Here is a 22857-nt window from a genome sequence, read left to right as displayed (position 1 = left end):
TATCTTTTTTTTACAAATTTATTTCCTAATGCCTACAATATCACTGATAAATCAATAACTAAAAGGGAAAGGTATCCTCTCCCTCTTACCTCTCCCTTATTCTCTATATCACCGTGCTGCTAAAGTCGCTTAATGCTCTAGCTACAATTAAATTCATTCAAATATACTCAAACTATTATAATACATAGTCCAATCAATCACATAAAGAAATTTACTTCAGCTTTCTATTAGAAGTTAAAAAGAAATTACTTTATCTCTCATTCATAAGCGGTAACAAGTAGCACTCTTCCCCTTCTTTTCGTTTCTCCAGACCTTTAACAGCTAATTGAAGGAGATCAGCTGCAAATGATTGAATAGAGTCTTGATCCGCTTGTGTTAACTCGATTTGCGAATACTTTCTGCGCAGCCTTTTATAGTTACGCCCCTCTAATTTGAAGAAATCACAATCTTTAAGATAAGCGGTCACTTCCTCAAGATTAGCCAACAATCCCAAATGAAAAGCTGCTGGTGCAAAGGTCCTATCGAGAGGCTGAGCACAAGTGCTCCTAAATTCGATCGTTCCCCGTGTTGTCAAATCTTGGTACTGGTAGCTTCTGTGATTACAAAAATCATCTGCATGGGGGATTACTAGACTTTCCTTGCCACTTAAATTGTATCCCTTGATTTGCTCCTGTTTTAGATACTCTCCGGCTACGATAGGAGGAAAATAATAAGTGTCACCCTCTCGCTCAACATTGAAAATGGCTGTATGATTTAAATAATTGAAAAAATCTTCCTCATCTTTGAAATCATGGGGATTAACACCGACATTTTCTACTAACAGGCCATGCATCGATTCTTCCCAAAAACGATCTCTAGATATTTTAGTAAAGAAATCCTCTGTCATCAACTCTGAATTGGCAAAAAGATAAGCTTTGGCAGCCTCGATTTGATTGAAGGCATTGATTACCTGGATAAAATTCTCCCGTGAAACATCTAACTGTACCTGGCTCCCACAAATATAGCTACCATAATCAGGATGGCGATGGAAGAAATCTCCTCCAATTTTCTCACTCAAAGCTAGATATTGCATTAACATTTGATAGCGGGGATATTTAACAGGACCATTATCATTCTCCTTCCAGAATGGATGTAAACCATGTCCCTGAAGCTCATGATGACTTTTGCGCAAAATCTTTTGAATGGTGCCTAGGTAATGATTAAAGCGTCTTTCGACTTCCTGAATCGTTTTCGCTTTTTCAAATGCAAATTCTAAAATATTATAAGACACTTCAAAAAGTATCCGATCTTCGCTATCTGAAGCTTTTAACTGGATAGGATTGCCCTCTGAATCCCTTCTTTCTACGATAAAGCCATAGTCTGAATTCAGCCTTACTAACAGTTCCTTTGTTACACGAGTATCTGTCGCTCCTCCCTGAAGATTCACAATTGGAAATTCTAACTCAATCCCAATGTATAAGTCTGGATTCTCTTTTATATTGGCTAAATAACGTTCTTTCAAAATAGCAATTGAATCTTGCATCTCTTCTCCTTCCCTCTCTAAGTCCTTTTCTTTTTCCACTTAAAACTCAAAAACGCCTGCTTACGAAATTGTTTTTCACTAAAAGCAATTTCGTAAACAAGCGTCTACCCTTTCATCATGATGATGAGTGTTCCCGCTAGGAAAATTCCTAGCGGTAGACCAGAGCTAGACTAAGAGTATAAGAACTCCATCATCATAACACTCAACAAAATTGATAAAAATTATACTAATTCAATAATTGCCATTGGCGCAGCATCCCCACGGCGTGGTTCAGTCTTAAGAATACGAGTGTATCCACCATTGCGCTCAGCATAGCGAGGTGCCAATTCAGAGAATAATTTTTGAAGAGCTGTAGTTGTAGTGTACTTGTTAGTCTCTTCATTGTAGTTTTCTGATGCAATTTCGTTACGTACAAAAGCTGCTGCTTGACGACGAGCATGCAAATCACCACGTTTACCAAGAGTAATCATTTTTTCAACTGTTTTACGGATTTCTTTAGCACGAGCTTCAGTTGTTACGATTGATTCATTGATAATCAAGTCAGTAGTCAAATCGCGAAGCATTGCTTTACGTTGTGAGCTAGTGCGTCCTAGTTTACGGTAAGCCATGTATTCCTCCTTTATTTATCATTTCTTAACCCAAGACCAAGGTCAGCAAGTTTAACTTTAACTTCTTCAAGACTCTTGCGGCCCAAGTTACGAACTTTCATCATTTCAGGCTCAGATTTTTCTGTCAAATCAAAGACAGTATTAATTCCTGCACGTTTCAGACAGTTGTATGAACGAACTGATAGATCCAATTCTTCAATTGTACGTTCCAAAATGCGATCATCTGAAGATTTTTCTGCTTCCTTCATCACATCAGTTGAAATAGCAACTTCTGTTAAATCTGTAAAGAGGTTCAGATGCTCTGTCAGGATACGAGCTGATAGTCCCAAAGCGTCTTCGGGAATAATTGTTCCATTCGTTAAAATTTCAAGGGTAAGTTTATCAAAACCATCGTTGCTACCAACACGAGCTGGTTCAACCTGGTAATTTACTTTTGTCACAGGCGTATAGATAGAATCTACCGCAAGTGTGCCTACTGGTGCATCATCTTTTTTATTTTCATCAGCTGGTACATATCCACGACCGCTGTTCACAGCCATTTTCGCTTTAAAGCGAGCACCTTCACTGATTGTAAAGAGATAATGATCAGGGTTTACAATTTCGATATCACTGTCTGTCAAAATATCTCCAGCAGTTACTTCTGCAGGACCTTCAACATCCAGTTCAATCATCTTTTCGTCTTGGACGTAAGATTTTACAGCAATCCCCTTGATGTTCAGAATGATCTGCATAACATCTTCACGGACCCCAGAAATCGTATCAAATTCGTGCAATACTCCTTCAATGTTGATAGAAGTCACTGCTGCACCTGGAAGTGAGGCGAGAAGTACACGACGAAGCGAATTTCCAAGTGTTGTACCGTAACCGCGTTCTAGCGGCTCAACTACAAACTTGCCATAATTTTTATTTTCATCAATTTTTGTTATATTTGGTTTTTCAAACTCAATCATTTAGTTAACTCCCTCTTAAACGAAAAGCAGTGTAATTGTTTATGATTATACACGGCGACGTTTTGGAGGACGAGCACCATTGTGTGGCACAGGAGTCACATCACGAATAGCAGTTACTTCCAGACCAGCTGCAGCAAGTGCACGAATAGCTGACTCACGACCAGAACCTGGACCTTTAACTGTAACTTCAACTGATTTAAGACCGTGTTCTTGTGCAGACTTAGCAGCTGCTTCAGATGCCATTTGGGCAGCAAATGGTGTAGATTTACGAGAACCTTTGAAACCAAGAGCACCAGCAGATGACCAAGCAATCGCATTACCATGCACATCAGTAATCATAACAATAGTGTTATTAAATGTAGCGTGAATATGTGCAATACCAGATTCGATATTTTTCTTCACACGACGTTTACGTGTTGGTTTAGCCAAGACTTTTACCTCCTATATTATTTTTTCTTACCTGCAATCGCAACGGCTTTACCTTTACGAGTACGAGCATTGTTTTTAGTGTTTTGTCCACGGACAGGAAGTCCACGACGATGACGGATACCACGGTATGAACCGATTTCCATCAAACGTTTGATGTTAAGGTTTACTTCACGACGAAGGTCACCTTCAACCTTGATTGCATCTACTTCGCGACGGATAGCGTCTTCTTGATCTGATGTCAAATCTTTGACACGGATGTCTTCTGAGATTCCAGCCGCAGCCAAAATTTTCTTAGAAGTTGGAAGTCCGATACCATACACGTAAGTAAGTGAAACGACTACACGTTTGTCATTTGGAATGTCAACTCCAGCAATACGAGCCATGTTTTCTCCTTTCTATCTTATCCTTGACGTTGTTTGTGTTTTGGATTTGCTGGGCAAATTACCATAACACGGCCATTACGACGAATAACTTTACAGTATTCGCAAATTGGTTTGACCGATGGTCTTACTTTCATTTCTTATCCCTCCAAGTTTTTCGATTATTTAAAGCGGTAAGTGATCCGTCCACGTGTCAAATCATAAGGACTCATCTCGACAGTAACACGATCTCCCGCTAAAATACGAATATAGTTTTTACGAATTTTACCAGAAACTGTTGCTAAAATCTGATGTCCATTTTCAAGTTCAACCGTAAACATTGCGTTCGGCATCGTATCAACTACTTTGCCTTCGACTTCAATCACATCGTCTTTTGCCACGCAAAAGCACCTCCCTAAATTTCGATAGATTCCTCTGAGCACAGAGGTAACAATTATAAGTCAGACTAACTCATTGTATCACTACTTGTCAAATATTGCAAGCGGGAAAAACGCTTTTATTTTAAATTTGACAAGACTTTTTCGATATCTGAGAAGACTGCTTCAATCTCTTGATTGCCCTGAATGTCGTGAACGAGTCCTTGAGCACGGTAATGATCAATAATTGGTTGGCCTTGAGCGATATTAACATCCAAGCGACGCTTTACTGTTTCAGGTTTGTCGTCTTCACGTTGATAGTAATCTTCTTCTTTGTAATCCACTGGTGGATTGAAAACTTTGTGGAAGGTTTCCCCTGTTTCGCGGTGGATAATCCGTCCACTCAAACGTTCTAACAAACTATCTGGATTTACTTCGATATTGATAACTGCGTCAAGTTGGATGTCCAGATCCGCAAGGATTTGATCCAAAGCATGGGCTTGATCAATTGTCCGTGGATAACCATCCAACAAGAAACCAGTTTCTTTAATATCATCCTGTGCCAAGCGCTCTTTCACGATTCCGTTCGTCACTTCATCTGGCACCAACTCGCCTTTAGAAATGTAGGATTTCGCTAAAACACCCATTTCTGTTTCATTGGCCATAGCAGCACGGAACATATCCCCAGTTGAAATATGTGCCACGTGGAATTGTTCCACAATTTTGGCTGCTTGTGTTCCCTTGCCTGCGCCTGGCAAGCCCATAATCAAAAGATTCATGTTTTGTCTCCTTTTTTGTTTTTAAAGCAATCTATTAAAACACTTAATAAACTTTTTTAAAAACAAAATAGAAGGTTGACTAAGTCAACCTATTTCTATTCTGTTGTAGTATCCATAAATCCGACATACTTACGCTTCAGAAGGTAGCCTTCCAACTGTTTCATTCCTTCAATACCTGTCGAAATGATGATAAGAAGACTAGTTCCTCCAAGAGCGACTGCATCGGTCAGACCAAAAAGATCTTTGGCTAGGATCGGAATGATTGTGATAATCCCTAGGAATAGTGAGCCAACTGTCGCCAAACGGCGAAGCAATTTAGACATATATTCTTCCGTTCCCTTACCTGGACGGACACCCGGGATGTAGGCTCCACTCTTTTGTAAATTCTCTGCTGTCTTTTCAGGATTAATTTGTACAAATGTATAAAAGAAAGTAAAGAGAATAATCAAGAGAGCATAGGTAAACATACCACTGATGGTTGTAGTCGCCAGAAGCGCCTGCGCCGTCCGAACCCATGATGCGTTATAGCCCATAGCACTTACAAATTGGAAGATAGCTGCTGGAGCAGCTGTGATCGAACTTGCAAAGATAACTGGGATAACACCAGCAGGATTCACTTTTAACGGTAGGTAGGAACTTGAAGGGGCACCTTGAGCAATCTTCGTATATTGAATTGGAATTTTGTACTCAGCTTGTTGCACAAAGGTTGTGAAATAGATAATCACCAAAACTGCAACAATTAAAATCCCAACGAAAATCAGAGACGAATTGAGTCGATCGCTCGGGATATTAACAAAGTAATCTTCATAGATCCCTTTGATCATACCAGGAATACCAGATACAATCCCTGCAAAGATAATCATGGATACACCATTACCATAACCCTTATCTGTGATTTGCTCTCCTAACCAAGTCACAATAACTGAACCTGTCGTGAGGAGGGCACCAATCAAAAGATAGGTTTGCCAATTTGGATTCGCTACTAGTTTAGTTCTTGACAAAGTCGCAAATCCAGCTGTAATCCCGATGGATTGGACAAAGGCCAATACCAGGGAAATATAGCGAGTTGCTTGATTAAGCTTTCTCCGTCCGACTTCCCCTTGCTTGCCCCACTCTACAAATTTTGGAAGCAAGTCCATTTGTAAGAGCTGAACCACGATTGAAGCCGTGATATAGGGACTAACCCCAAGGGCAAAAACAGAGAAGTTACGCATGGCATTCCCAGAAACCAAACTAAGCATGTTTAAGAAAGGTAAATCGCTTAAACTATTCAATGCTTTCGCATTAATTCCTGGAACGGTTATAGTTGTACCAATACGGAAAACTAAGATGATGAACAGTGTGAACAAAATCTTAGACCGTACTTGTTTTATTTTAAGTGCGTCTTTTAATAGCTTGAAAAACATAGGTCACCTCTCTTAGATGACTTCGACTGAACCACCTTTAGCAGTGATAGCTTCTTCAGCTGATTTAGAGAACTTAGCTGCTTTAACAGTCAACTTCTTAGTCAATTCTCCGTTACCAAGAATCTTAACACCAGATTTTTCAGCTTTTACAATACCTGCTTCGATGAAAACCACTGGAGTTACTTCTGCACCATCTTCAAAGACATTTAATTGGTCAAGGTTAACAATCGCGTATTCTTTACGGTTTACATTCAAGAAACCACGTTTTGGTACACGACGGAACAATGGAGTTTGTCCACCTTCAAAACCAAGACGAACACCGCCACCGCTACGTGCTTTTTGACCTTTTTGACCGCGACCAGAAGTTTTACCGTTACCTGATGAAGTACCGCGACCAACACGGTTGCGAACTTTACGTGAACCTGCAGCAGGTTGTAATTCATGAAGTTTCATTATTTTTTCTCCTCTTTTGTAAAATGCTAGCGCTCGTACCAGAGAAAAGGTGTCTCTGATACAAACTCGCCTATACATATATTTAGTTTTAGGGGCTGAGAAAATTCTCAAATCCCCTAATGTATCTTAATAAAAGTTTTTCAGCTAAGGCTTACTTAACTTCTTCAACAGTTACCAAGTGAGATACAGCAGTGATCATACCACGTACCGCTGGATTGTCTTCTTTGATAACTGAGCTATTCAATTTGCCAAGTCCAAGTGCTACAACAGTTTTACGTTGTGACGGGATGCGTCCGATTGGAGACTTAGTCAAAGTAATTTTAATTTGAGCCATGAGTTCCCCTTTCTTAAGCCAAGTCAGAAACTGAAATACCACGAAGGGCAGCAACTTCTTCAGCGCGTTTCAATTGTTTCAAGCCTTCAACAGTTGCGCGAACGATGTTGATTGGAGTGTTTGAACCAAGTGATTTAGATGTAACATCTGCCACACCTGCCAATTCGATGACGGCACGAACAGCACCACCAGCAGCAACTCCAGAACCTTCAACAGCTGGCTTAAGCAACACTTTCGCTCCACCAAATTCTGAAAGAACTTCGTGAGGAATAGTTGTACCAACCATTGGAACTTCGATCAAGTTTTTCTTCGCATCTTCAACTGCTTTACGGATAGCTTCTGGTACTTCTTGAGCTTTACCAGTACCGAAACCAACACGACCGTTGCGGTCACCAACTACTACAAGAGCTGCAAAACGAAGACGACGTCCACCTTTAACAACTTTAGTAACACGGTTGACTGCAACTAAGCGTTCTTCAAGTTCAACTGCATTGTCTTTAAATGCCATTTTCTAGTGTCCTCCCTATTAGAATTTCAATCCGTTTTCACGAGCTGCATCAGCCAAAGCTTTTACACGTCCGTGATAGAGATATCCACCGCGGTCAAACACCACTTCAGAAATACCTTTAGCAACTGCACGTTCTGCAACGAGTTTACCTACAACAACGGCTTGTTCAGTTTTAGTTCCTTTTGAAACTTCTTTGTCAAGAGTTGAAGCGCTTGCGAGCGTTACACCCGCTACGTCATCAATCACTTGAGCGTAGATGCCTGTATTAGAACGGAATACGTTCAAACGTGGGCGATCAGCAGTTCCAGAGAGTTTTCCGCGAACGCGACGGTGGCGTTTTTGGCGGATTTTATTTTTATCTGGTTTCGTAATCACAATTTTCACCTCTTATTTTTATTGACGTGCCTTAGCACAAAATCGGAAAATAAATTGGCTGGCTGAAAAGATCAGCCAATCAATATTATTTACCAGTCTTACCTTCTTTGCGGCGAACGAATTCACCAACGTAACGGATACCTTTACCTTTATATGGTTCTGGTGCACGAAGGCTACGTACATAAGCAGCTGTTTGTCCAACTGCTTCTTTTGAAATTCCGCTAACAACGATTGTTGTTGGGTTTGGAAGTTCAAAAGTAATTCCTTCTGGAGCTTCAACTTCGTCTGGGTGAGATTTACCTACAGCCAAGACAAGTTTTGAGCCTTGAAGTTGTGCACGGTAACCGACCCCACGCATTTCAAGTTCTTTCTTGAATCCTTCTGATACTCCAACAACCATGTTGTTCAAAAGGGCACGAGTAGTTCCGTGGATTGTTTTCATTTCTTTTGAATCGTTTGGACGGTGAAGAGTTACTTCAGTTCCTTCCACACGGATTTCAATATCTTTTGAGAACTCACGAGTCAGTTCTCCTTTAGGTCCTTTTACAGTTACAACGTTGTCATTGTTAGTGATTTCAACACCAGCAGGCAACACGATAACTTTATTACCAATACGTGACATGTTTATTTTCTCCTGTTAAATTGTCAGGCCGCAAGCGACCAGTTTTCACGGGGGGCATTCGGATTAGAGCAAACCTAGTTTCTTTCGAAAAGCTTTGACAAACTCCTGATATTCTGTCAATACATCAATAGCCGCAGGACTATAACCAATTTCACATAAAAGAGATACAAGGTCATCTTTTGACAATTCAGCCAAAGCGTCTTCTGCAACAATAAGTTTTTCATTCAATTCAGTAGCTTTCATCTTTTTCTCCTAAACTAATTTACTCTCTATTTAGCTGATCAGTAAATCAGCTAAATTGAACACGAGCTATGGTCTGTGTGAAAAAGACAAATCTTCCTAGAGTGTTAACACTCTTTGTCAGATTTCCTATTTTCACATTGCCCATGACGCTCTTTGTATCTTGATTTTACCAAACGTAAGCGATAACTTCTCCACCAACGTTCTTTTGGCGCGCTTCTTTATCAGTCAGCAAACCTTCAGATGTTGAAAGGATAGCAATTCCAAGTCCGTTCAAGACTTTTGGAAGATCTTCGCGTTTCTTGTAAACACGTAGACCTGGTTTTGAAACACGTTTCAAACCAGTGATAACTTTTTCACCATTTTGTCCGTACTTAAGGAATACACGGATGATGCCTTGTTTGTCATCTTCGATGATTTCAACGTTTTTTACAAAACCTTCACGCTTCAGGATTTCAGCAATCCCTTTTTTGATATTTGATGCAGGCACTTCAAGCACTTCGTGGTTTGCTTGGTTAGCGTTACGAATACGAGTCAAAAAGTCTGCAATTGGGTCAGTCATAACCATTTTATATTTCTCCTCTTACTAGTAGTTTGCAAGTTGCACTTGCTAGTTAATGATTGAGCTGGGCTCAGAATAAGTTTCTAGGCTTCAAGTCCTAAGTGAGTCTAGGCATCGGCTTGTAGGCGTAACTAAAGTTAGGCAAAAGCCGATAACGAAGAATCATGACGGAATTGGAAGCTAGAATTACCAAGATGCTTTGGTAACGCCTGGGATTTGTCCTTTGTATGCTAATTCACGGAAGCAAACACGGCAAAGTTTAAACTTGCGGTAAACTGAATGTGGACGGCCACATTTTTCACAACGAGTGTAAGCTTGCGTAGAGAACTTCGCTGGGCGTTTGTTCTTAGCAATCATTGATTTTTTAGCCATTTGTTTTACCTCCTATATTATTTTGCAAAAGGCATTCCAAGGCCTGTAAGCAATGCACGTGATTCTTCGTCAGTGTTAGCAGTTGTTACGATAACGATATCAAGACCGCGAGTCTTATCAACGTCATCAAAGTTGATTTCTGGGAAGATCAATTGTTCTTTCACACCAAGTGTGTAGTTTCCACGTCCATCAAATGATTTTGTTGGAACACCATGGAAGTCACGCACACGTGGAAGTGATACAGTAACCAATTTATCCAAGAACTCATACATACGTTCGCCACGAAGGGTTACTTTAGCACCGATCGCTACACCTTCACGAAGACGGAAGCCGGCGATTGATTTTTTAGCTTTAGTGATAAGTGGTTTTTGACCTGAGATAAGAGCCAATTCTTCAGCAGCTTTTTCAAGGTTTTTAGCGTTTGATACAGCGTCACCGACACCCATGTTCAAAACGATTTTATCCACTTTTGGCACAGCCATAACAGATGAGTAGTTGAACTTTTCAGTTAAAGCAGGTACTACTTCATTAAGATATTTTTCTTTTAAACGATTTGCCATTATACTTCTCCTTTCCTTCGTGATTAGTCAAGCACTTCGCCTGATTTTTTGTTGTAACGAACTTTTTTGCCGTCTACAAACTTATAACCAACGCGTCCTGCAACACCATTTTTGTCAAGAACTTGAACGTTTGACGCATGGATTGGTGCTTCTTTTTCTACGATAGCACCTTGAGGGTTTTCGCTATTTGGTTTTTGGTGCTTCTTAACAAAGTTAACACCTTCAACAACTACTTTGTTTACTTTTGGAAGAGCTGCAACAACAAGTGCTTCAACACCCTTGTCCTTACCAGCAATTACGCGAACTTTGTCGCCTTTTTTTACAAACATTATTAGGTTTCTCCTTTAATTTCTTACGCCCATGAGGGCACCCTGGAAAACTTCCAGGGGACTTGTTTGATTTTTAGATTAAAGTACTTCTGGAGCCAATGATACGATCTTCATGAAGCCGCCGTCACGCAATTCGCGAGCAACTGGGCCGAAGATACGAGTTCCGCGAGGAGTTTTGTCTTCACGGATGATGACTGCAGCGTTTTCGTCGAATTTGATGTATGAACCATCTTTACGACGAGCACCTGATTTAGTACGAACGATAACCGCTTTTACAACGTCACCTTTTTTAACCGCACCACCAGGAGTAGCTTGTTTTACAGATGCAACGATGACATCACCGATGTTGGCGAACTTACGTCCTGAACCACCAAGAACTTTGATTGTCAGGATTTCGCGAGCACCGCTGTTGTCAGCAACTTTCAAACGAGTTTCTGTTTGAATCATTTAAGTTTTCTCCTTTCTGGTTTGATTAGATGATAACCGCTTCTTCAACAACTTCTACAAGACGGAAGCGTTTTGTAGCTGAAAGCGGACGAGTTTCCATGATACGAACGATATCGCCTTCTTTGGCAACATTGTTTTCGTCATGTGCTTTATACTTCTTAGAGTAGTTAATACGTTTACCATAGACTGGGTGGTTACGTTTTGTTTCAACTACAACTGTGATTGTCTTATCCATCTTGTCAGAAACGACGCGTCCGACGAGGGTTTTACGTTGATTACGTTCCATTTTAGAATTTCTCCTTTCCCAAGTCTATTATTTAACTTCTGATTGAACAGTTTTGATACGTGCGATTTGTTTTTTCACTTCTTTCAAACGCGTTGTCTGCTCCAATTGACCAGTAGCGGCTTGGAAACGAAGATCAAACAATTCTTTCTTCAATTCATTTTCACGCTTCGCGAGTTCTTCTTGAGAAAGACCACGAAGTTCTTTGACAAAATCTTGAATTTCTTTAAGTTTCATGCTTTCTCCTTATTCTGCTTCACGCTTTACGAATTTACATTTAACTGGCAATTTGTGGCTTGCAAGACGAAGAGCTTCACGAGCGATTTCTTCTGATACGCCAGCGATTTCAAACATCACTTTACCACGTTTAACTGGTGCTACCCAACCTTCTGGAGCCCCTTTACCAGATCCCATCCGTACACCGATTGCTTTTGCAGTGTATGATTTGTGTGGGAAGATTTTGATCCAAACTTTACCACCACGTTTCATGTAACGAGTCATAGCGATACGGGCAGCTTCGATTTGACGGTTAGTGATCCAGTGGCTAGTAGTTGCTTGAAGACCATATTCTCCAAAAGTTACTTCTTTACCACCTTTAGCTTCACCACGCATTTTTCCGCGGAATTCGCGACGGTGTTTAACACGTTTAGGTACTAACATTGGTTATTTACCTCCTTTAGTGTTTTTACGAGCTGGAAGAACTTCACCACGGTAGATCCATACTTTAACACCAAGTTTACCGTAAGTAGTATCAGCTTCTTCCCAAGCGTAATCGATATCCGCACGAAGGGTGTGAAGTGGAACAGTTCCTTCAGAGTATCCTTCGCTACGAGCGATATCTGCACCGTTTAAGCGACCTGATACTTGAGTTTTGATTCCTTTAGCTCCTGCACGCATTGCACGTTGGATTGCTTGTTTTTGAGCACGACGGAAAGCAACACGTTGCTCCAATTGACGAGCAATTCCTTCACCAACAAGGTGAGCATCCAAATCTGGAGATTTGATCTCGATGATGTTGATGTGTACTTGTTTTCCAGTCAATTTGTTAAGTTTTGCACGAAGTGCATCAACGTTAGCTCCACCTTTACCGATAACCATACCTGGTTTAGCAGTGTGAAGTGAAACGTTAACTTTGTTTACTGCGCGTTCGATTTCAATAGTTGAAACAGCTGCGTCAGCCAATTCTTTTTGAACGAATTTACGGATTGCAAGATCTTCATGAAGGTAATCCGCGTATTCTTTTTCAGCATACCATTTGGCATCCCAATCACGGATGATGCCGACACGCATACCAATTGGATGTACTTTTTGACCCACGATGTTACCTCCTTATTTTTCTGCAACTACCACAGTGATGTGGCTTGTGCGTTTGTTGATTGGTGAAGCTGAACCTTTAGCGCGTGGACGGAAACGTTTCATAGTTGGTCCTTCGTTTGCGAAAGCTTCAGATACTACCAAGTTAGCTTTTTCCAAACCAAAGTTGTTTTCAGCATTAGCGATTGCAGAGATCAGTACTTTTTCGATAATGCCAGCAGCTTTGTTTGGAGTGAATTTCAAGATTGCGATTGCGTCAGCGACGTTTTTACCACGGATATTGTCAAGAACTAGACGAGTTTTACGAGGTGAAACACGCACTGTACGAGCCATTGCTTTAGCTGAAGTAATTTCTGCCATTTATGTTCTCCTTATTTTCTACGTGTTTTCTTGTCGTCTGCAGCGTGACCTTTGTAAGTACGAGTTGGTGCAAATTCACCAAGCTTGTGACCTACCATGTCTTCTTGGATGTAAACAGGCACGTGTTTACGTCCGTCATAGACTGCGATTGTGTAACCGATGAAACTTGGGAAAATCGTTGAACGACGTGACCAAGTTTTGATAACTTTTTTCTTTTCGTCGTTAGCTTGAGCTTCAACTTTTTTCATCAAATGCTCATCGACGAAAGGTCCTTTTTTAAGACTGCGTCCCATTTTTATATTTTCTCCTTTAAAATAAGTACCACAGCGGCCTGCGCTGCTAGGCAGCGCTACCGAGCTGGCGGATAGATTGTTTTAGATTATTTCTCGTTGCGACGACGAACGATAAGTTTGTCAGATTTCGCTTTCTTGTTACGAGTTTTAAGACCAAGAGCAGGTTTGCCCCATGGAGTAGATGGCGCTTTACGACCAACTGGTGCTTTACCTTCACCACCACCGTGTGGGTGATCGTTAGGGTTCATTACAGAACCGCGAACTGTTGGACGGATACCTTTCCAACGGCTACGACCTGCTTTACCAAGGTTAACCAAGCCATGTTGTTCGTTTCCGACAACACCAACTGTAGCACGGCAAGTACCAAGGATCATACGAACTTCGCCTGATTGAAGACGAACAAGAGTGTATTTACCTTCTTGACCCAATACTTGAGCAGAAGCTCCAGCAGCACGAACCAATTCACCACCACGACCTGGCTTCAACTCAATGTTGTGAACCAAAGTACCAACTGGGATGTTAGCAAGTGGAAGTGCGTTACCGACTTTGATATCTGCTTCAGGACCTGAAACGATACGTTGACCTACTTCAAGACCTTTAGGAGCGATGATGTATGCCTTCACACCGTCAGTATAGTGAACCAAAGCGATGTTTGCTGAACGGTTTGGATCGTACTCGATAGTTTTAACTACTGCTTCAACAGCATCTTTGTTACGTTTGAAGTCAATCAAACGGTAGTGACGTTTGTGACCGCCACCTTGGTGACGAACAGTGATGCGTCCGTTGTTGTTACGACCAGCTTTGCTCTTAAGAGAAACGAGCAAAGATTTTTCTGGAGTGCTAGTAGTGATTTCAGCGAAATCCAAAGAAGTCATATTACGGCGACCGTTTGTTGTTGGTTTATAAACACGAATTCCCACGATATTTCCTCCTTAGATTATTCTGCTTCAGCAGCTCCGAACAACTCGATTGCTTTTGAATCTGCTGTCAGAGTGATGATAGCTTTTTTAGTTTTGTTAGTAAAACCAGTGTAACGTCCAACGCGTTTTGCTTTAGGTTTTACGTTGATAGTGTTGACATTAGCAACTTTAACTCCTTCAAAAGCAGCTTCAACAGCTTGCTTGATCAAAAGTTTGTGAGCGCGAGTGTCTACTTCAAATACGTATTTGCCTGCTTCAAGCTGAGCCATTGAGCTTTCAGTGATGACAGGCTTTTTGATAACGTCATACAAATTCATTATGCAAGAACCTCCTCAATTTTAGAGATAGCTGCTTGAGTAACAAGAAGTTTGTCGCTGTTTGCGATATCAAGAACACTTGCTGTTGTTGCTGTTGCAACTTTAACATTTGGAAGGTTACGTGCTGAAAGTGCAGCAAATTCATTTCCTTCTTCAAGAATAACAAGTACTTTTGTGTCAATGCTTAATGCTGCAAGCACTTTTGCAAACTCAGCAGTTTTTGGAGCTGTAAATGAAAGGCTGTCTACAGCTACGAATTTGTTTTCAGCAACTTTTTCAGAGTAAACTGATTTCAATGCCAATCTACGAACTTTTTGTGGAAGTTTGTAGGCATATGAGCGAGGAGTTGGACCGAAGACGATACCACCACCACGCCATTGTGGAGAGCGGATAGAACCTTGACGAGCACGTCCAGTTCCTTTTTGACGCCATGGTTTGCGTCCGCCGCCTGATACTGCAGAACGGTTTTTAACAGCGTGAGTTCCTTGACGGAGGCTAGCGCGTTGGCTGATGATCACGTCGAAGACAACTGATTCGTTTGGTTCGATACCAAAGATTGCGTCGTTAAGAACTACTTCACCAGCTTCTTTACCAGTTTGGTCAAATAATTTTACGTTTGCCATTGTGACTGATTTCCCCTTTCTTTATTATTTACCAGCTTTAACTGCTGATTTGATAGTGATAAGAGATTTCTTAGCACCAGGTACGTTTCCTTTGATCAAGATACCGTTTTTCTCTGGAACAACTTGTACGATTTCAAGATTTTGAATCGTTACACGGTTGCCACCCATACGTCCAGCCAAGTGTTTGTTTTTGAAAACACGGTTTGGCGCAACTGGTCCCATTGAACCAGGACGACGATGGTAACGTGAACCGTGAGCCATTGGACCACGAGATTGGCCGTGGCGTTTGATTACACCTTGGAAACCTTTACCTTTTGAAGTTCCTGTTACATCAACAACATCACCAGCTTCGAAAGTGTCAACTGTGATTTCCGCACCAACTTCCAAGCCTTCAATGTTTTTGAATTCACGAATGAAGCGCTTAGGAGCCGTGTTAGCTTTCGCTACATGTCCTTTAGCAGGTTTGTTGCTCAATACATCACGAAGGTCATCAAAACCAACTTGAACTGCGTTGTAACCGTCTGTTTCAACTGTTTTCACTTGAAGAACAACGTTTGGAGTTGCTTCAACAACAGTTACAGGGATTAATTCGCCAGCTTCAGTGAAGATTTGAGTCATTCCCACTTTTTTCCCTAAGATTCCTTTTGTCATGAGAAAATGTTTCCTTTTCTATTTTTTTATCTAAAAAGTTTTTAACGAGCGTTTTTTATGCTCAAGATACCAAGCTTTAAATTAAAGTTTGATTTCTACGTTCACACCGCTTGGAAGGTCCAACTTCATCAAAGCGTCAACTGTTTTTTGAGTTGGGTTGATGATGTCGATCAAGCGTTTGTGAGTACGCATTTCAAATTGTTCGCGAGAATCTTTGTATTTGTGAGTCGCACGAATGATTGTGTAGAGGCTACGTTCAGTTGGAAGTGGGATTGGACCCGCAACTTCAGCACCTGTACGTGCAGCAGTTTCTACGATTTTTGCAGCCGCTGTGTCAAGTGTACGATGTTCGTAAGCTTTCAAACGGATGCGGATTTTTTTGTTTGCCATCTTTTTCTCCTTTTTTCGTCTATTTAAGATAATAGGCTAGCTCCACAAGAAAACCGACAAGCGATTGCGTGGCAATGCAACCGAGCGTGTCGCAACCTCTTGCATCAAAGCTACACGCTGTTTTTTACAGCACCATAGTATCTTAACACAAAGAACCAAGCATTGCAAGGGATTTGAGTATTTTTTTAAAGATTTTTAGGATAATTTTTTATGAAAGTGTTTTCTAAGTGACTTATAAATCTTGTAATCATTTATATAGAAGAAAATTTAGATTATTCTACCTATTCGTTTGAGTTTTTGCTCAAAAAATAAAAATGCTCACTGACGCATGTCAGTGAGATTAAAAATGAAAAATTTGCTTTTAGCTACTTTGTTTTATAACAAAGGGCTGTCCCTTTCAATACGAAAGTCGTTTCCTGACTGGCAGATGACAAGGTCGGCAGCCGCTAGATAGGGTTGATAAAAGTGCCTATATTGCTCTCGCCGAGCTAAATGCGTCTGCTCTATCCACTCCGGTCTACGTTCTCGCACAGCCACATCCCGCGCCAAGCGGCGTTCTAACTCAGTTTGATCATCCGTGTAAAAGCAAATCGATAAATCAAACAAGCTTTTAGACAAAAAAGCTGCCGACATGCCTTCTACTATTAGAATCGGCTTTTGAGCTGACAAACGCAAACTCGGTGACCAAGCTTTTCCAATGCTCAGAATATCCAGACCAGACTGCAAAGCACAAATATCGCGCTCCAGACTACTGAGTTCATGAACAGCTGGGATACAAGCCGTTACTTTTTGATGAGGAAAATCCTTAGAACTGAGCAAATCGCGATACTCTCCAGTAATTACATAAGGATCTGTTTCCAGAAGATTAGCTCCTTCCTCACCCAAGGTTAGCTGAAGTTTTCGAGCAAAAGTTGACTTACCTGAAGCTCCGTGACCAAAAATCCTCAGAGTGTGCTTTTGACCATCCGACAGGTAGTCTACCAAGCTTTCCAACAATTTTCCTTCATCAGACATGGACTCTCCTTTCAAATGGAGCTTTTAGAAATTTCGATTGGATCGATTATAGCCGTAGCGTTCCATAAAATCTTCACGGAATTCTAACAAGTTATCATCCATAATAGCTTGGCGAACTTTCTTCATAAGGTTTACCAAGAAGTAAAGATTGTGGTAACTGGTCAAGCGGAGGCCAAAGGTTTCATCAGCCTTGAGCAAGTGACGGATATAAGCCCTCGTGTAATTGGTACAAGTGTAGCAATCACAGTCGTGATCCAGTGGCGTGAAATCTTCCTCAAATTGGGCATTTTTAACAACCAGACGTCCCTCGCTGGTCATGCAGGTGCCGTTTCGGGCAATCCGAGTCGGCAGGACGCAGTCAAACATATCGACTCCACGGATAACACCGTCAATCAAGCTATCTGGCGCTCCCACTCCCATGAGATAGCGAGGCTTGTTTTCAGGCAGCAAAGGCGTTGTGAAGTCCAGTACCGCATTCATTTCCTCATGAGACTCACCAACAGCCAATCCTCCAATAGAGTAGCCTGGGAAATCCATGCTGACCAAATCTTGAGCAGACTGGCGGCGCAAATCTTCAAAGCCAGCTCCCTGTACAATCCCAAAGAGACCTTGGTCATGCGGACGAGTGTGAGCCTTGAGGCCACGCTCCGCCCAACGGCTAGTCCGCTCAATCGACTTCTTAACATAATCATAAGGCTGGTAGAACTGCGGGCATTCATCAAAGGACATCATGATGTCGCTACCTAGGTTGTTCTGGATAGAAATGGCCTTTTCTGGCGACAGGAACATCTTGGAACCGTTAAGATGGTTTTTAAAAGTCACCCCTTCTTCTGTGATGTTGCGGCTATCAGCTAGAGAATAAACCTGAAAACCACCACTATCTGTCAGAATAGGCTGGTCCCAGTTCATGAACTTGTGCAGGCCACCTGCACGGGCAATCAGCTCATCACCCGGCCGCAACCAGAGGTGGTAGGTATTGGCCAAGATGATACCAGAACCCATTTGCTTGAGCTCTTCTGGCGACTGGGTCTTGACCGTAGCCTGAGTGCCGACCGGCATAAACATAGGCGTTGGGAAGGTTCCGTGGGGAGTGATAATCTCCCCCAAACGAGCACCTGTGTGCTTTTCTTTTTTGATCAAACGATACTGAATCGGTGAATCTGACATGTTTCCTCCTGCTGGGAAAGACAGTCCCAGCTATTTTCTTCTATAAAATAAGCGACAAGCGCTCATAAGATACCGTATGATTTTACCAAAAAAAGTCTTGTCTGTCACGATATGTGGTATAATAAAAATCATGAAATGGAGGTCTGTATGAATTTAAGCGAAATCCGTGCACAAGCACGAACCATTCGAAATCAAACCAACGGCATTTTCTCGCTCTTTGCCATTCCAACTCTGGTAACCATTTTATCTACCTATCTGTCTCCCAACCGTCATCTGGAGGAGATTATTCCCCAGTTGGAGGTCAATCAGGCCTTTGTTTTGATTTTTGGTCGTCAAATTTTTCCACAAATCGTAGAATTTATCATCGCTCTGCTCTTTTTATCTGCTAGCTTCAGCATGATAGATGTCGTCCGGAAAAAACGCGATACGGTTGGCTTTACAGATATTGGCCGAATCTTTTCTGCCGAGCTTTTTTCGCCGATTTTTATCACACAACTGACCAAAAGCATTCTCCTCTTGTTGTGGAATTCTATCAGCCTTGTCGGTTCATTTTTCCTTATTTTCAGCAGTTACAAGGTGCTAGCTATTTATAGGAAAATATCCGATGTATCCCAATTGACAGCTGCTAGTCCTGAAGTGGAGCAAATCGTCAGCTATGCGCCCATGATGTTTCTCGGCACTCTCATTGTCTTGGCTGGTACGGCAGTCTTCCTGATGGCCAACTATGCTTACTCTCAGACCGACTTCATCCTTTATGATCAGCTGAGTACAGGCACCTACCAAGGTCCTTGGCAAGTTCTTGTGCAAAGTAGACGCATGATGAAAGGCTATAAGTGGAAACGTTTCTTGCTGGATCTGAGCTTTATCGGCTGGTATATCCTGATTGGTATTACACTGGGAATCGCTGGGGTTGTGGCCTATCCTTACATCACAACAGCTCGGGTGCTCTTTTATGAAAATTTAAAATCACTAGGTAAGTAAAATGAGAGTGGGACAGAAATCGATAATCGTTAGAATTCGATTTCGTCGTCCCACCTCCGCACAGTTAAGTAGGGCTGTAAAAGCTGATGAAATCAGCGTAGTAGAGCCCACTCAACCACTGCGTCTTGCTTGACAATCCAAAGACAATTGAGAGGCTAGGACTTTTGTCCCAGCCTCATTTTTTCGTCTAGATTTAACGCAGTTGGACTTTCACTACCAAGGGTAAGTCGGCTGCTACACTCGGCATGAAGAGACGCAAACCTTGGGGTGTTTGTTCCCATTCGAGCGCTTCCTCATATCCCAGTAAGGACACCTCTTCTATGATACCATGAAAGCGAGACGCGGGATTTTCTCTTTCGTCAGCCAAGGCCTGAATCGTCAGCCACTGATTTGCTGCAGGCTCCATCAGAAAGGCATACACTGCTCCGCCCTTAGCCGTGAAACGGAAATCCTGGTTTGTATAAGGGATGTTTTTCCCATCCGAAAATGGCCCACTATCTACTTGTGTCGGACCTTCCCCAAATTGCCTCCAAGCGCGTGAATCATAGATCGCTTGACCGTTCACTTGGAGCCAAGCTCCGATTTCTCTCAAGATTTCTTGATCTTTTTCTGGAATCGCTCCATCTCCTTTGGGACCAATATTCAGCAGCAAATTCCCATTTTTGGACACGACATCAATCAAGGTCTGGATGATTTCCTTAGCTGACTTATAGTCAAGGTTCTCTGTGTAGCCCCAAGAATTTCGAGCGATAGCCGTATCTGTCTGCCAAGTGAAAGGCTGGATCTCTGCAAAACCACCGCGTTCCACTTCCACAATCCCCGCACCAAAAGCCAGCGCATCATGCTTGTAGCAGATGCTAGTCGGCTTCCCAGAGGCTGCTCCTAAATTATAATAATAGGCCGCAAAAAGCTTTATGTGCTCTTTAAAAGCTGCATGCTGAATCCACCAGTCAAAATACAAAATCTCAGGCTGGTAATGTCGAACCAGCTCACAGGTACGCAGGAGCCAATCATCTAGAAACTCCTGACTCGGATAAGGCTGACCAAACAAATCATGGTGGTCTGGCTCTGGCATAGCCGGCCAGTAGAGTTCCTCGCGACTGACTTCGCTGGCAATGTCACTGGCAAACTCCTTCCCATGCGAAAAGAAAAAGTGATGCTCTGCCCGATGGGAGGAAGTACAAAAATGAACTTGCTCTCTTTGAGCTGCCTGACTCAATTCCCCCAAGATATCACGTTTTGGCCCCATTTCCACACTATTAAAAGGAGAGAGCTGACTGGCATAAAGCTGGAAGCCGTCGTGATGCTCTGCCACTGGAAAAATATATTGGGCTCCCGCTTCTTTAAAGAGGCGTAGCCATTCATCTGCATGAAAATTTTCGGCAGTAAAGAGTGGGATAAAATCCTTGTAGCCGAAATCTTTGTGAGGCCCGTAAGTTTTGATATGGTGGTCAAATTCTGCCGTACCCTGGATATACATATTTCGAGAATACCACTCGCTCCCAAAGGCAGGAAGGCTGTAAAGTCCCCAGTGGATAAAAATCCCAAACTTAGCCCTTTTGAACCAGTGGGGAACTTGATAGGTCGCAAGAGAGTCCCAGTCTGGATAGAAAGGGCCTTGGTTGGCAACTCTTTGAATTTCTTCTAAAGATATTTTCATCGTTACTACCTCATCATTCGATTAAAACGCTTTCTTTTATTGTACCAATTTTTTGAGAAGATAGAGCCATTTTATAAAAAATAATCCAAAAGAGCCCTGCGAGGAAACTTCCCTATAAAACAGAGAAAAAGGAACAGCAATTAATTCTGTTCCTTGTTTTTATATTGTCAGCATGGCGAGCACCTCGGAAAGCCACTTGCACCACGATTCTCATCATTCAACACATCAATTCGCTACACGATAGTAGGGATGTTGAGATGCGTAAGTGAGATCTTGCCCCACTAAAATACGTTCTTTGGGATTTTCATTTCCTGTATCAGGAAGCGGAGCTCCTTTAGGGATTGCTGTAAAGGAAGCCCCGTCATTCCCTGATTTATAACCCAAAAACGCTCCGAACCTACCTTCATGCACTTGACTATTTGTCAAAGTGCAGTCGCTTGACTCATTTCCTCTGTAAGTATGGGACACCAAACCATTTGCATCAAAGACTAATTGGTTGCCCAAATCGTCTTGCCAAGTACCAGCAATGCTAGAGAAATCACCATTTGCTAGAGCATTGGCATCTATTCCTGAAGCTACAGGGGCCACTGGATTAGCCGGAGTTGTTGGAGTGTTCGAATCTGCTGAAGTCTTGTTTTCCACGGGCTTCTCAGCTTGACTGGAAATACCCTGGTCGCTAGAAGTCTGAGGAGTTGAAGAGGATGTCACGGAGTTAGAAGCAGAACTTTGCTTAGCTGATGGTTTGGTAGAAGACTTACTAGAACTGCTAATCTTAGAGCTCTGGGAGGTAGAACTACTAGGCTCCGTAGAAGGCTTAGAGCTACAGGCGGCGAGCAGGAAAGCAGAGCACAAGGCAGTGGCTGTCAATAGAATAAATTTACTACGTTTCATAATGGAATCTCCTTGTCGGTTTATCATTAATTTGCTACACGATAGTAGGGATGTTGGCTTGCATAGGGGACATCTTACCCCACCAAAATATATTCTTTAAAGCTTTTACTTTGTAACAAAAGAAATATTTTGTAATCTAATTGTAATCCTATGAAATAATTTTGTCAACATTTTGTGTGATATTTTTCTCAAAATTTATCTGCAATTTATGAAATACTTTTTTAATGCAAAAGCACAGGAGTTCCTCCTCCTGTGCTTCGTTTCAAATTTTCTCTAAATCCTGAACGATCCGCTCAAAGGCTGCCTCCAAGGAATCTTCGTCTCTAAAGAATGATTCCTCTTCCCAGCCTAAGAAATCTCGATATTTCCACCAGCGTCTCATATCAGCTGGGGCAAATTCCTCCTGCTTTGCTCTGGTCTGATGACGGCGAACGGTTTCTTCAAAAGTCAAATCATAGTAATAGGCTAGAGTCTGAGAACCAAATAAATTCCGCAAACGCTCTAGCATGTGCCCATAAATATCTGTCTCATAGAAACCTTCTACCAAGACCAGCAAATCATGTTCGTAGCCGAAGCGTGCCAATGTCTCTGTCAGGTCAATAGACAAATTTCCCGGCTCGACTTTTTCCTTGAGCATGTCCCGTCTAACTGTGTCCTGCGCAATCAAAAGAGTCCCTCGACCATAGTATGCCTGCAGTTTCTTAGCCAAACTCGACTTGCCAGAGCCAGAATTACCACGAATGATAACTAACTTGGTCATC

The 22857-nt window shown here is 42.0% G+C and carries 37 protein-coding genes; 1 reads left to right on the top strand and 36 read right to left on the bottom strand.

The genetic code is table 11. The annotated features are described in order from the left end of the window. Positions 1-250 precede the first annotated feature (250 nt). From FZ954_RS11130 to tgt, 33 genes are all read right to left on the bottom strand, one after another. On the bottom strand, positions 251-1522 hold the full coding sequence (locus FZ954_RS11130; RefSeq protein WP_148878395.1) for a glutamate-cysteine ligase family protein: 1272 nt from the start codon (positions 1520-1522) through the stop codon (positions 251-253). Between the two features lie 221 nt (positions 1523-1743). Further along, a complete protein-coding gene (gene rplQ, locus FZ954_RS11125; RefSeq protein WP_005591286.1) occupies positions 1744-2130 on the bottom strand; it encodes a 50S ribosomal protein L17 in 387 nt (128 codons plus the stop codon). Between the two features lie 11 nt (positions 2131-2141). Beyond that, a complete protein-coding gene (locus tag FZ954_RS11120; protein ID WP_005591287.1) occupies positions 2142-3080 on the bottom strand; it encodes a DNA-directed RNA polymerase subunit alpha in 939 nt (312 codons plus the stop codon). Positions 3081-3125: 45 nt separating this feature from the next. Then, positions 3126-3509 (bottom strand): 30S ribosomal protein S11, encoded by a 384-nt coding sequence (rpsK, locus tag FZ954_RS11115; protein ID WP_001118385.1) that lies wholly within the window; start codon positions 3507-3509, stop codon positions 3126-3128. Positions 3510-3526: 17 nt separating this feature from the next. Then, a complete protein-coding gene (gene rpsM, locus FZ954_RS11110; protein ID WP_005591288.1) occupies positions 3527-3892 on the bottom strand; it encodes a 30S ribosomal protein S13 in 366 nt (121 codons plus the stop codon). A 17-nt stretch (positions 3893-3909) separates the two neighbouring features. Continuing rightward, positions 3910-4026, bottom strand: a complete 117-nt coding sequence (gene rpmJ, locus FZ954_RS11105) for a 50S ribosomal protein L36 (protein WP_001808836.1) — start codon at positions 4024-4026, stop codon at positions 3910-3912. Between the two features lie 24 nt (positions 4027-4050). Further along, positions 4051-4269, bottom strand: coding sequence for a translation initiation factor IF-1 (infA, locus tag FZ954_RS11100; protein WP_001029883.1), 219 nt, complete (start codon positions 4267-4269; stop codon positions 4051-4053). 116 nt (positions 4270-4385) lie between these two features. Next, positions 4386-5024, bottom strand: coding sequence for an adenylate kinase (locus FZ954_RS11095; RefSeq protein ID WP_148878394.1), 639 nt, complete (start codon positions 5022-5024; stop codon positions 4386-4388). A 95-nt stretch (positions 5025-5119) separates the two neighbouring features. Next, entirely contained in the window at positions 5120-6430 is a 1311-nt protein-coding gene (gene secY, locus FZ954_RS11090) for a preprotein translocase subunit SecY (protein ID WP_005591290.1), read from the bottom strand. 12 nt (positions 6431-6442) lie between these two features. Further along, complete coding sequence (rplO, locus tag FZ954_RS11085; RefSeq protein WP_148878393.1) at positions 6443-6883, bottom strand: 50S ribosomal protein L15; 441 nt, start codon at positions 6881-6883, stop codon at positions 6443-6445. 151 nt (positions 6884-7034) lie between these two features. After that, a complete protein-coding gene (gene rpmD, locus FZ954_RS11080; RefSeq protein WP_002894509.1) occupies positions 7035-7217 on the bottom strand; it encodes a 50S ribosomal protein L30 in 183 nt (60 codons plus the stop codon). A 13-nt stretch (positions 7218-7230) separates the two neighbouring features. Beyond that, entirely contained in the window at positions 7231-7725 is a 495-nt protein-coding gene (rpsE, locus tag FZ954_RS11075; RefSeq protein WP_005591292.1) for a 30S ribosomal protein S5, read from the bottom strand. Positions 7726-7743: 18 nt separating this feature from the next. Further along, positions 7744-8100: a 50S ribosomal protein L18 gene (rplR, locus tag FZ954_RS11070; RefSeq protein WP_009659213.1), complete on the bottom strand. Its 357-nt coding sequence runs from the start codon at positions 8098-8100 to the stop codon at positions 7744-7746. An 85-nt stretch (positions 8101-8185) separates the two neighbouring features. Continuing rightward, positions 8186-8722, bottom strand: a complete 537-nt coding sequence (gene rplF / locus FZ954_RS11065) for a 50S ribosomal protein L6 (protein ID WP_005591293.1) — start codon at positions 8720-8722, stop codon at positions 8186-8188. Positions 8723-8785: 63 nt separating this feature from the next. After that, the gene (locus tag FZ954_RS11060; protein ID WP_000648250.1) at positions 8786-8965 is read right to left on the bottom strand and encodes a hypothetical protein; all 180 of its coding nucleotides are present in this window, start codon (positions 8963-8965) and stop codon (positions 8786-8788) included. 166 nt (positions 8966-9131) lie between these two features. Beyond that, a complete protein-coding gene (gene rpsH, locus FZ954_RS11055) occupies positions 9132-9530 on the bottom strand; it encodes a 30S ribosomal protein S8 (RefSeq protein WP_002899666.1) in 399 nt (132 codons plus the stop codon). 180 nt (positions 9531-9710) lie between these two features. Beyond that, entirely contained in the window at positions 9711-9896 is a 186-nt protein-coding gene (locus tag FZ954_RS11050) for a type Z 30S ribosomal protein S14 (protein WP_001085697.1), read from the bottom strand. A 17-nt stretch (positions 9897-9913) separates the two neighbouring features. After that, the gene (rplE, locus tag FZ954_RS11045) at positions 9914-10456 is read right to left on the bottom strand and encodes a 50S ribosomal protein L5 (protein WP_005591294.1); all 543 of its coding nucleotides are present in this window, start codon (positions 10454-10456) and stop codon (positions 9914-9916) included. 23 nt (positions 10457-10479) lie between these two features. Beyond that, positions 10480-10785 (bottom strand): 50S ribosomal protein L24, encoded by a 306-nt coding sequence (gene rplX / locus FZ954_RS11040; RefSeq protein ID WP_148878392.1) that lies wholly within the window; start codon positions 10783-10785, stop codon positions 10480-10482. A gap of 78 nt (positions 10786-10863) precedes the next feature. Further along, positions 10864-11232 (bottom strand): 50S ribosomal protein L14, encoded by a 369-nt coding sequence (gene rplN / locus FZ954_RS11035; protein ID WP_002894494.1) that lies wholly within the window; start codon positions 11230-11232, stop codon positions 10864-10866. Between the two features lie 25 nt (positions 11233-11257). Then, positions 11258-11518: a 30S ribosomal protein S17 gene (gene rpsQ / locus FZ954_RS11030; RefSeq protein ID WP_002885836.1), complete on the bottom strand. Its 261-nt coding sequence runs from the start codon at positions 11516-11518 to the stop codon at positions 11258-11260. Between the two features lie 27 nt (positions 11519-11545). After that, a complete protein-coding gene (gene rpmC / locus FZ954_RS11025) occupies positions 11546-11752 on the bottom strand; it encodes a 50S ribosomal protein L29 (protein WP_148878391.1) in 207 nt (68 codons plus the stop codon). Positions 11753-11761: 9 nt separating this feature from the next. Then, positions 11762-12175 (bottom strand): 50S ribosomal protein L16, encoded by a 414-nt coding sequence (gene rplP / locus FZ954_RS11020; RefSeq protein ID WP_005591298.1) that lies wholly within the window; start codon positions 12173-12175, stop codon positions 11762-11764. A 3-nt stretch (positions 12176-12178) separates the two neighbouring features. Continuing rightward, the gene (rpsC, locus tag FZ954_RS11015) at positions 12179-12832 is read right to left on the bottom strand and encodes a 30S ribosomal protein S3 (protein WP_005591299.1); all 654 of its coding nucleotides are present in this window, start codon (positions 12830-12832) and stop codon (positions 12179-12181) included. 12 nt (positions 12833-12844) lie between these two features. Continuing rightward, positions 12845-13189 (bottom strand): 50S ribosomal protein L22, encoded by a 345-nt coding sequence (gene rplV / locus FZ954_RS11010; RefSeq protein ID WP_005591300.1) that lies wholly within the window; start codon positions 13187-13189, stop codon positions 12845-12847. Positions 13190-13200: 11 nt separating this feature from the next. After that, complete coding sequence (rpsS, locus tag FZ954_RS11005; protein ID WP_000533766.1) at positions 13201-13482, bottom strand: 30S ribosomal protein S19; 282 nt, start codon at positions 13480-13482, stop codon at positions 13201-13203. 86 nt (positions 13483-13568) lie between these two features. Beyond that, complete coding sequence (gene rplB, locus FZ954_RS11000; protein ID WP_002894482.1) at positions 13569-14402, bottom strand: 50S ribosomal protein L2; 834 nt, start codon at positions 14400-14402, stop codon at positions 13569-13571. Between the two features lie 17 nt (positions 14403-14419). Beyond that, entirely contained in the window at positions 14420-14719 is a 300-nt protein-coding gene (locus tag FZ954_RS10995) for a 50S ribosomal protein L23 (protein ID WP_005591301.1), read from the bottom strand. Then, complete coding sequence (gene rplD / locus FZ954_RS10990) at positions 14719-15342, bottom strand: 50S ribosomal protein L4 (protein WP_005591302.1); 624 nt, start codon at positions 15340-15342, stop codon at positions 14719-14721. The genes FZ954_RS10995 and rplD overlap by 1 nt, the downstream gene beginning before the upstream one ends. A gap of 24 nt (positions 15343-15366) precedes the next feature. Next, positions 15367-15993, bottom strand: a complete 627-nt coding sequence (rplC, locus tag FZ954_RS10985) for a 50S ribosomal protein L3 (RefSeq protein ID WP_148878390.1) — start codon at positions 15991-15993, stop codon at positions 15367-15369. A gap of 81 nt (positions 15994-16074) precedes the next feature. Beyond that, entirely contained in the window at positions 16075-16383 is a 309-nt protein-coding gene (rpsJ, locus tag FZ954_RS10980; protein WP_005591304.1) for a 30S ribosomal protein S10, read from the bottom strand. A 375-nt stretch (positions 16384-16758) separates the two neighbouring features. Continuing rightward, positions 16759-17397, bottom strand: coding sequence for a uridine kinase (locus FZ954_RS10975; RefSeq protein ID WP_148878389.1), 639 nt, complete (start codon positions 17395-17397; stop codon positions 16759-16761). A gap of 24 nt (positions 17398-17421) precedes the next feature. Continuing rightward, a complete protein-coding gene (gene tgt / locus FZ954_RS10970; protein WP_148878388.1) occupies positions 17422-18564 on the bottom strand; it encodes a tRNA guanosine(34) transglycosylase Tgt in 1143 nt (380 codons plus the stop codon). Positions 18565-18711: 147 nt separating this feature from the next. On the opposite strand from tgt, the gene FZ954_RS10965 reads away from it, so the two are divergent. Then, on the top strand, positions 18712-19545 hold the full coding sequence (locus tag FZ954_RS10965) for a DUF975 family protein (protein ID WP_125383622.1): 834 nt from the start codon (positions 18712-18714) through the stop codon (positions 19543-19545). A gap of 193 nt (positions 19546-19738) precedes the next feature. Here FZ954_RS10965 and FZ954_RS10960 read toward each other — a convergent pair whose 3' ends face one another. The 3 genes from FZ954_RS10960 to FZ954_RS10950 form a co-directional block, all read right to left on the bottom strand. Further along, on the bottom strand, positions 19739-21205 hold the full coding sequence (locus FZ954_RS10960; protein ID WP_125383621.1) for an alpha-L-fucosidase: 1467 nt from the start codon (positions 21203-21205) through the stop codon (positions 19739-19741). Between the two features lie 225 nt (positions 21206-21430). Next, positions 21431-22096 carry a DUF6287 domain-containing protein gene (locus FZ954_RS10955; protein ID WP_125383620.1) on the bottom strand — a complete coding sequence of 222 codons (666 nt, stop codon included), beginning with the start codon at positions 22094-22096 and terminating at the stop codon, positions 21431-21433. Between the two features lie 262 nt (positions 22097-22358). Then, positions 22359-22856: a kinase gene (locus FZ954_RS10950; RefSeq protein ID WP_125383619.1), complete on the bottom strand. Its 498-nt coding sequence runs from the start codon at positions 22854-22856 to the stop codon at positions 22359-22361. Position 22857 lies beyond the last annotated feature (1 nt).

This window comes from Streptococcus sp. Marseille-P7375, assembly GCF_902460365.1.
Classification (GTDB): Bacteria; Bacillota; Bacilli; order Lactobacillales; family Streptococcaceae; genus Streptococcus; species Streptococcus cristatus_I.
The sequence above is the reverse complement of the archived record's forward strand: the minus strand, read 5'-3'. Positions and strand labels throughout refer to the sequence as shown.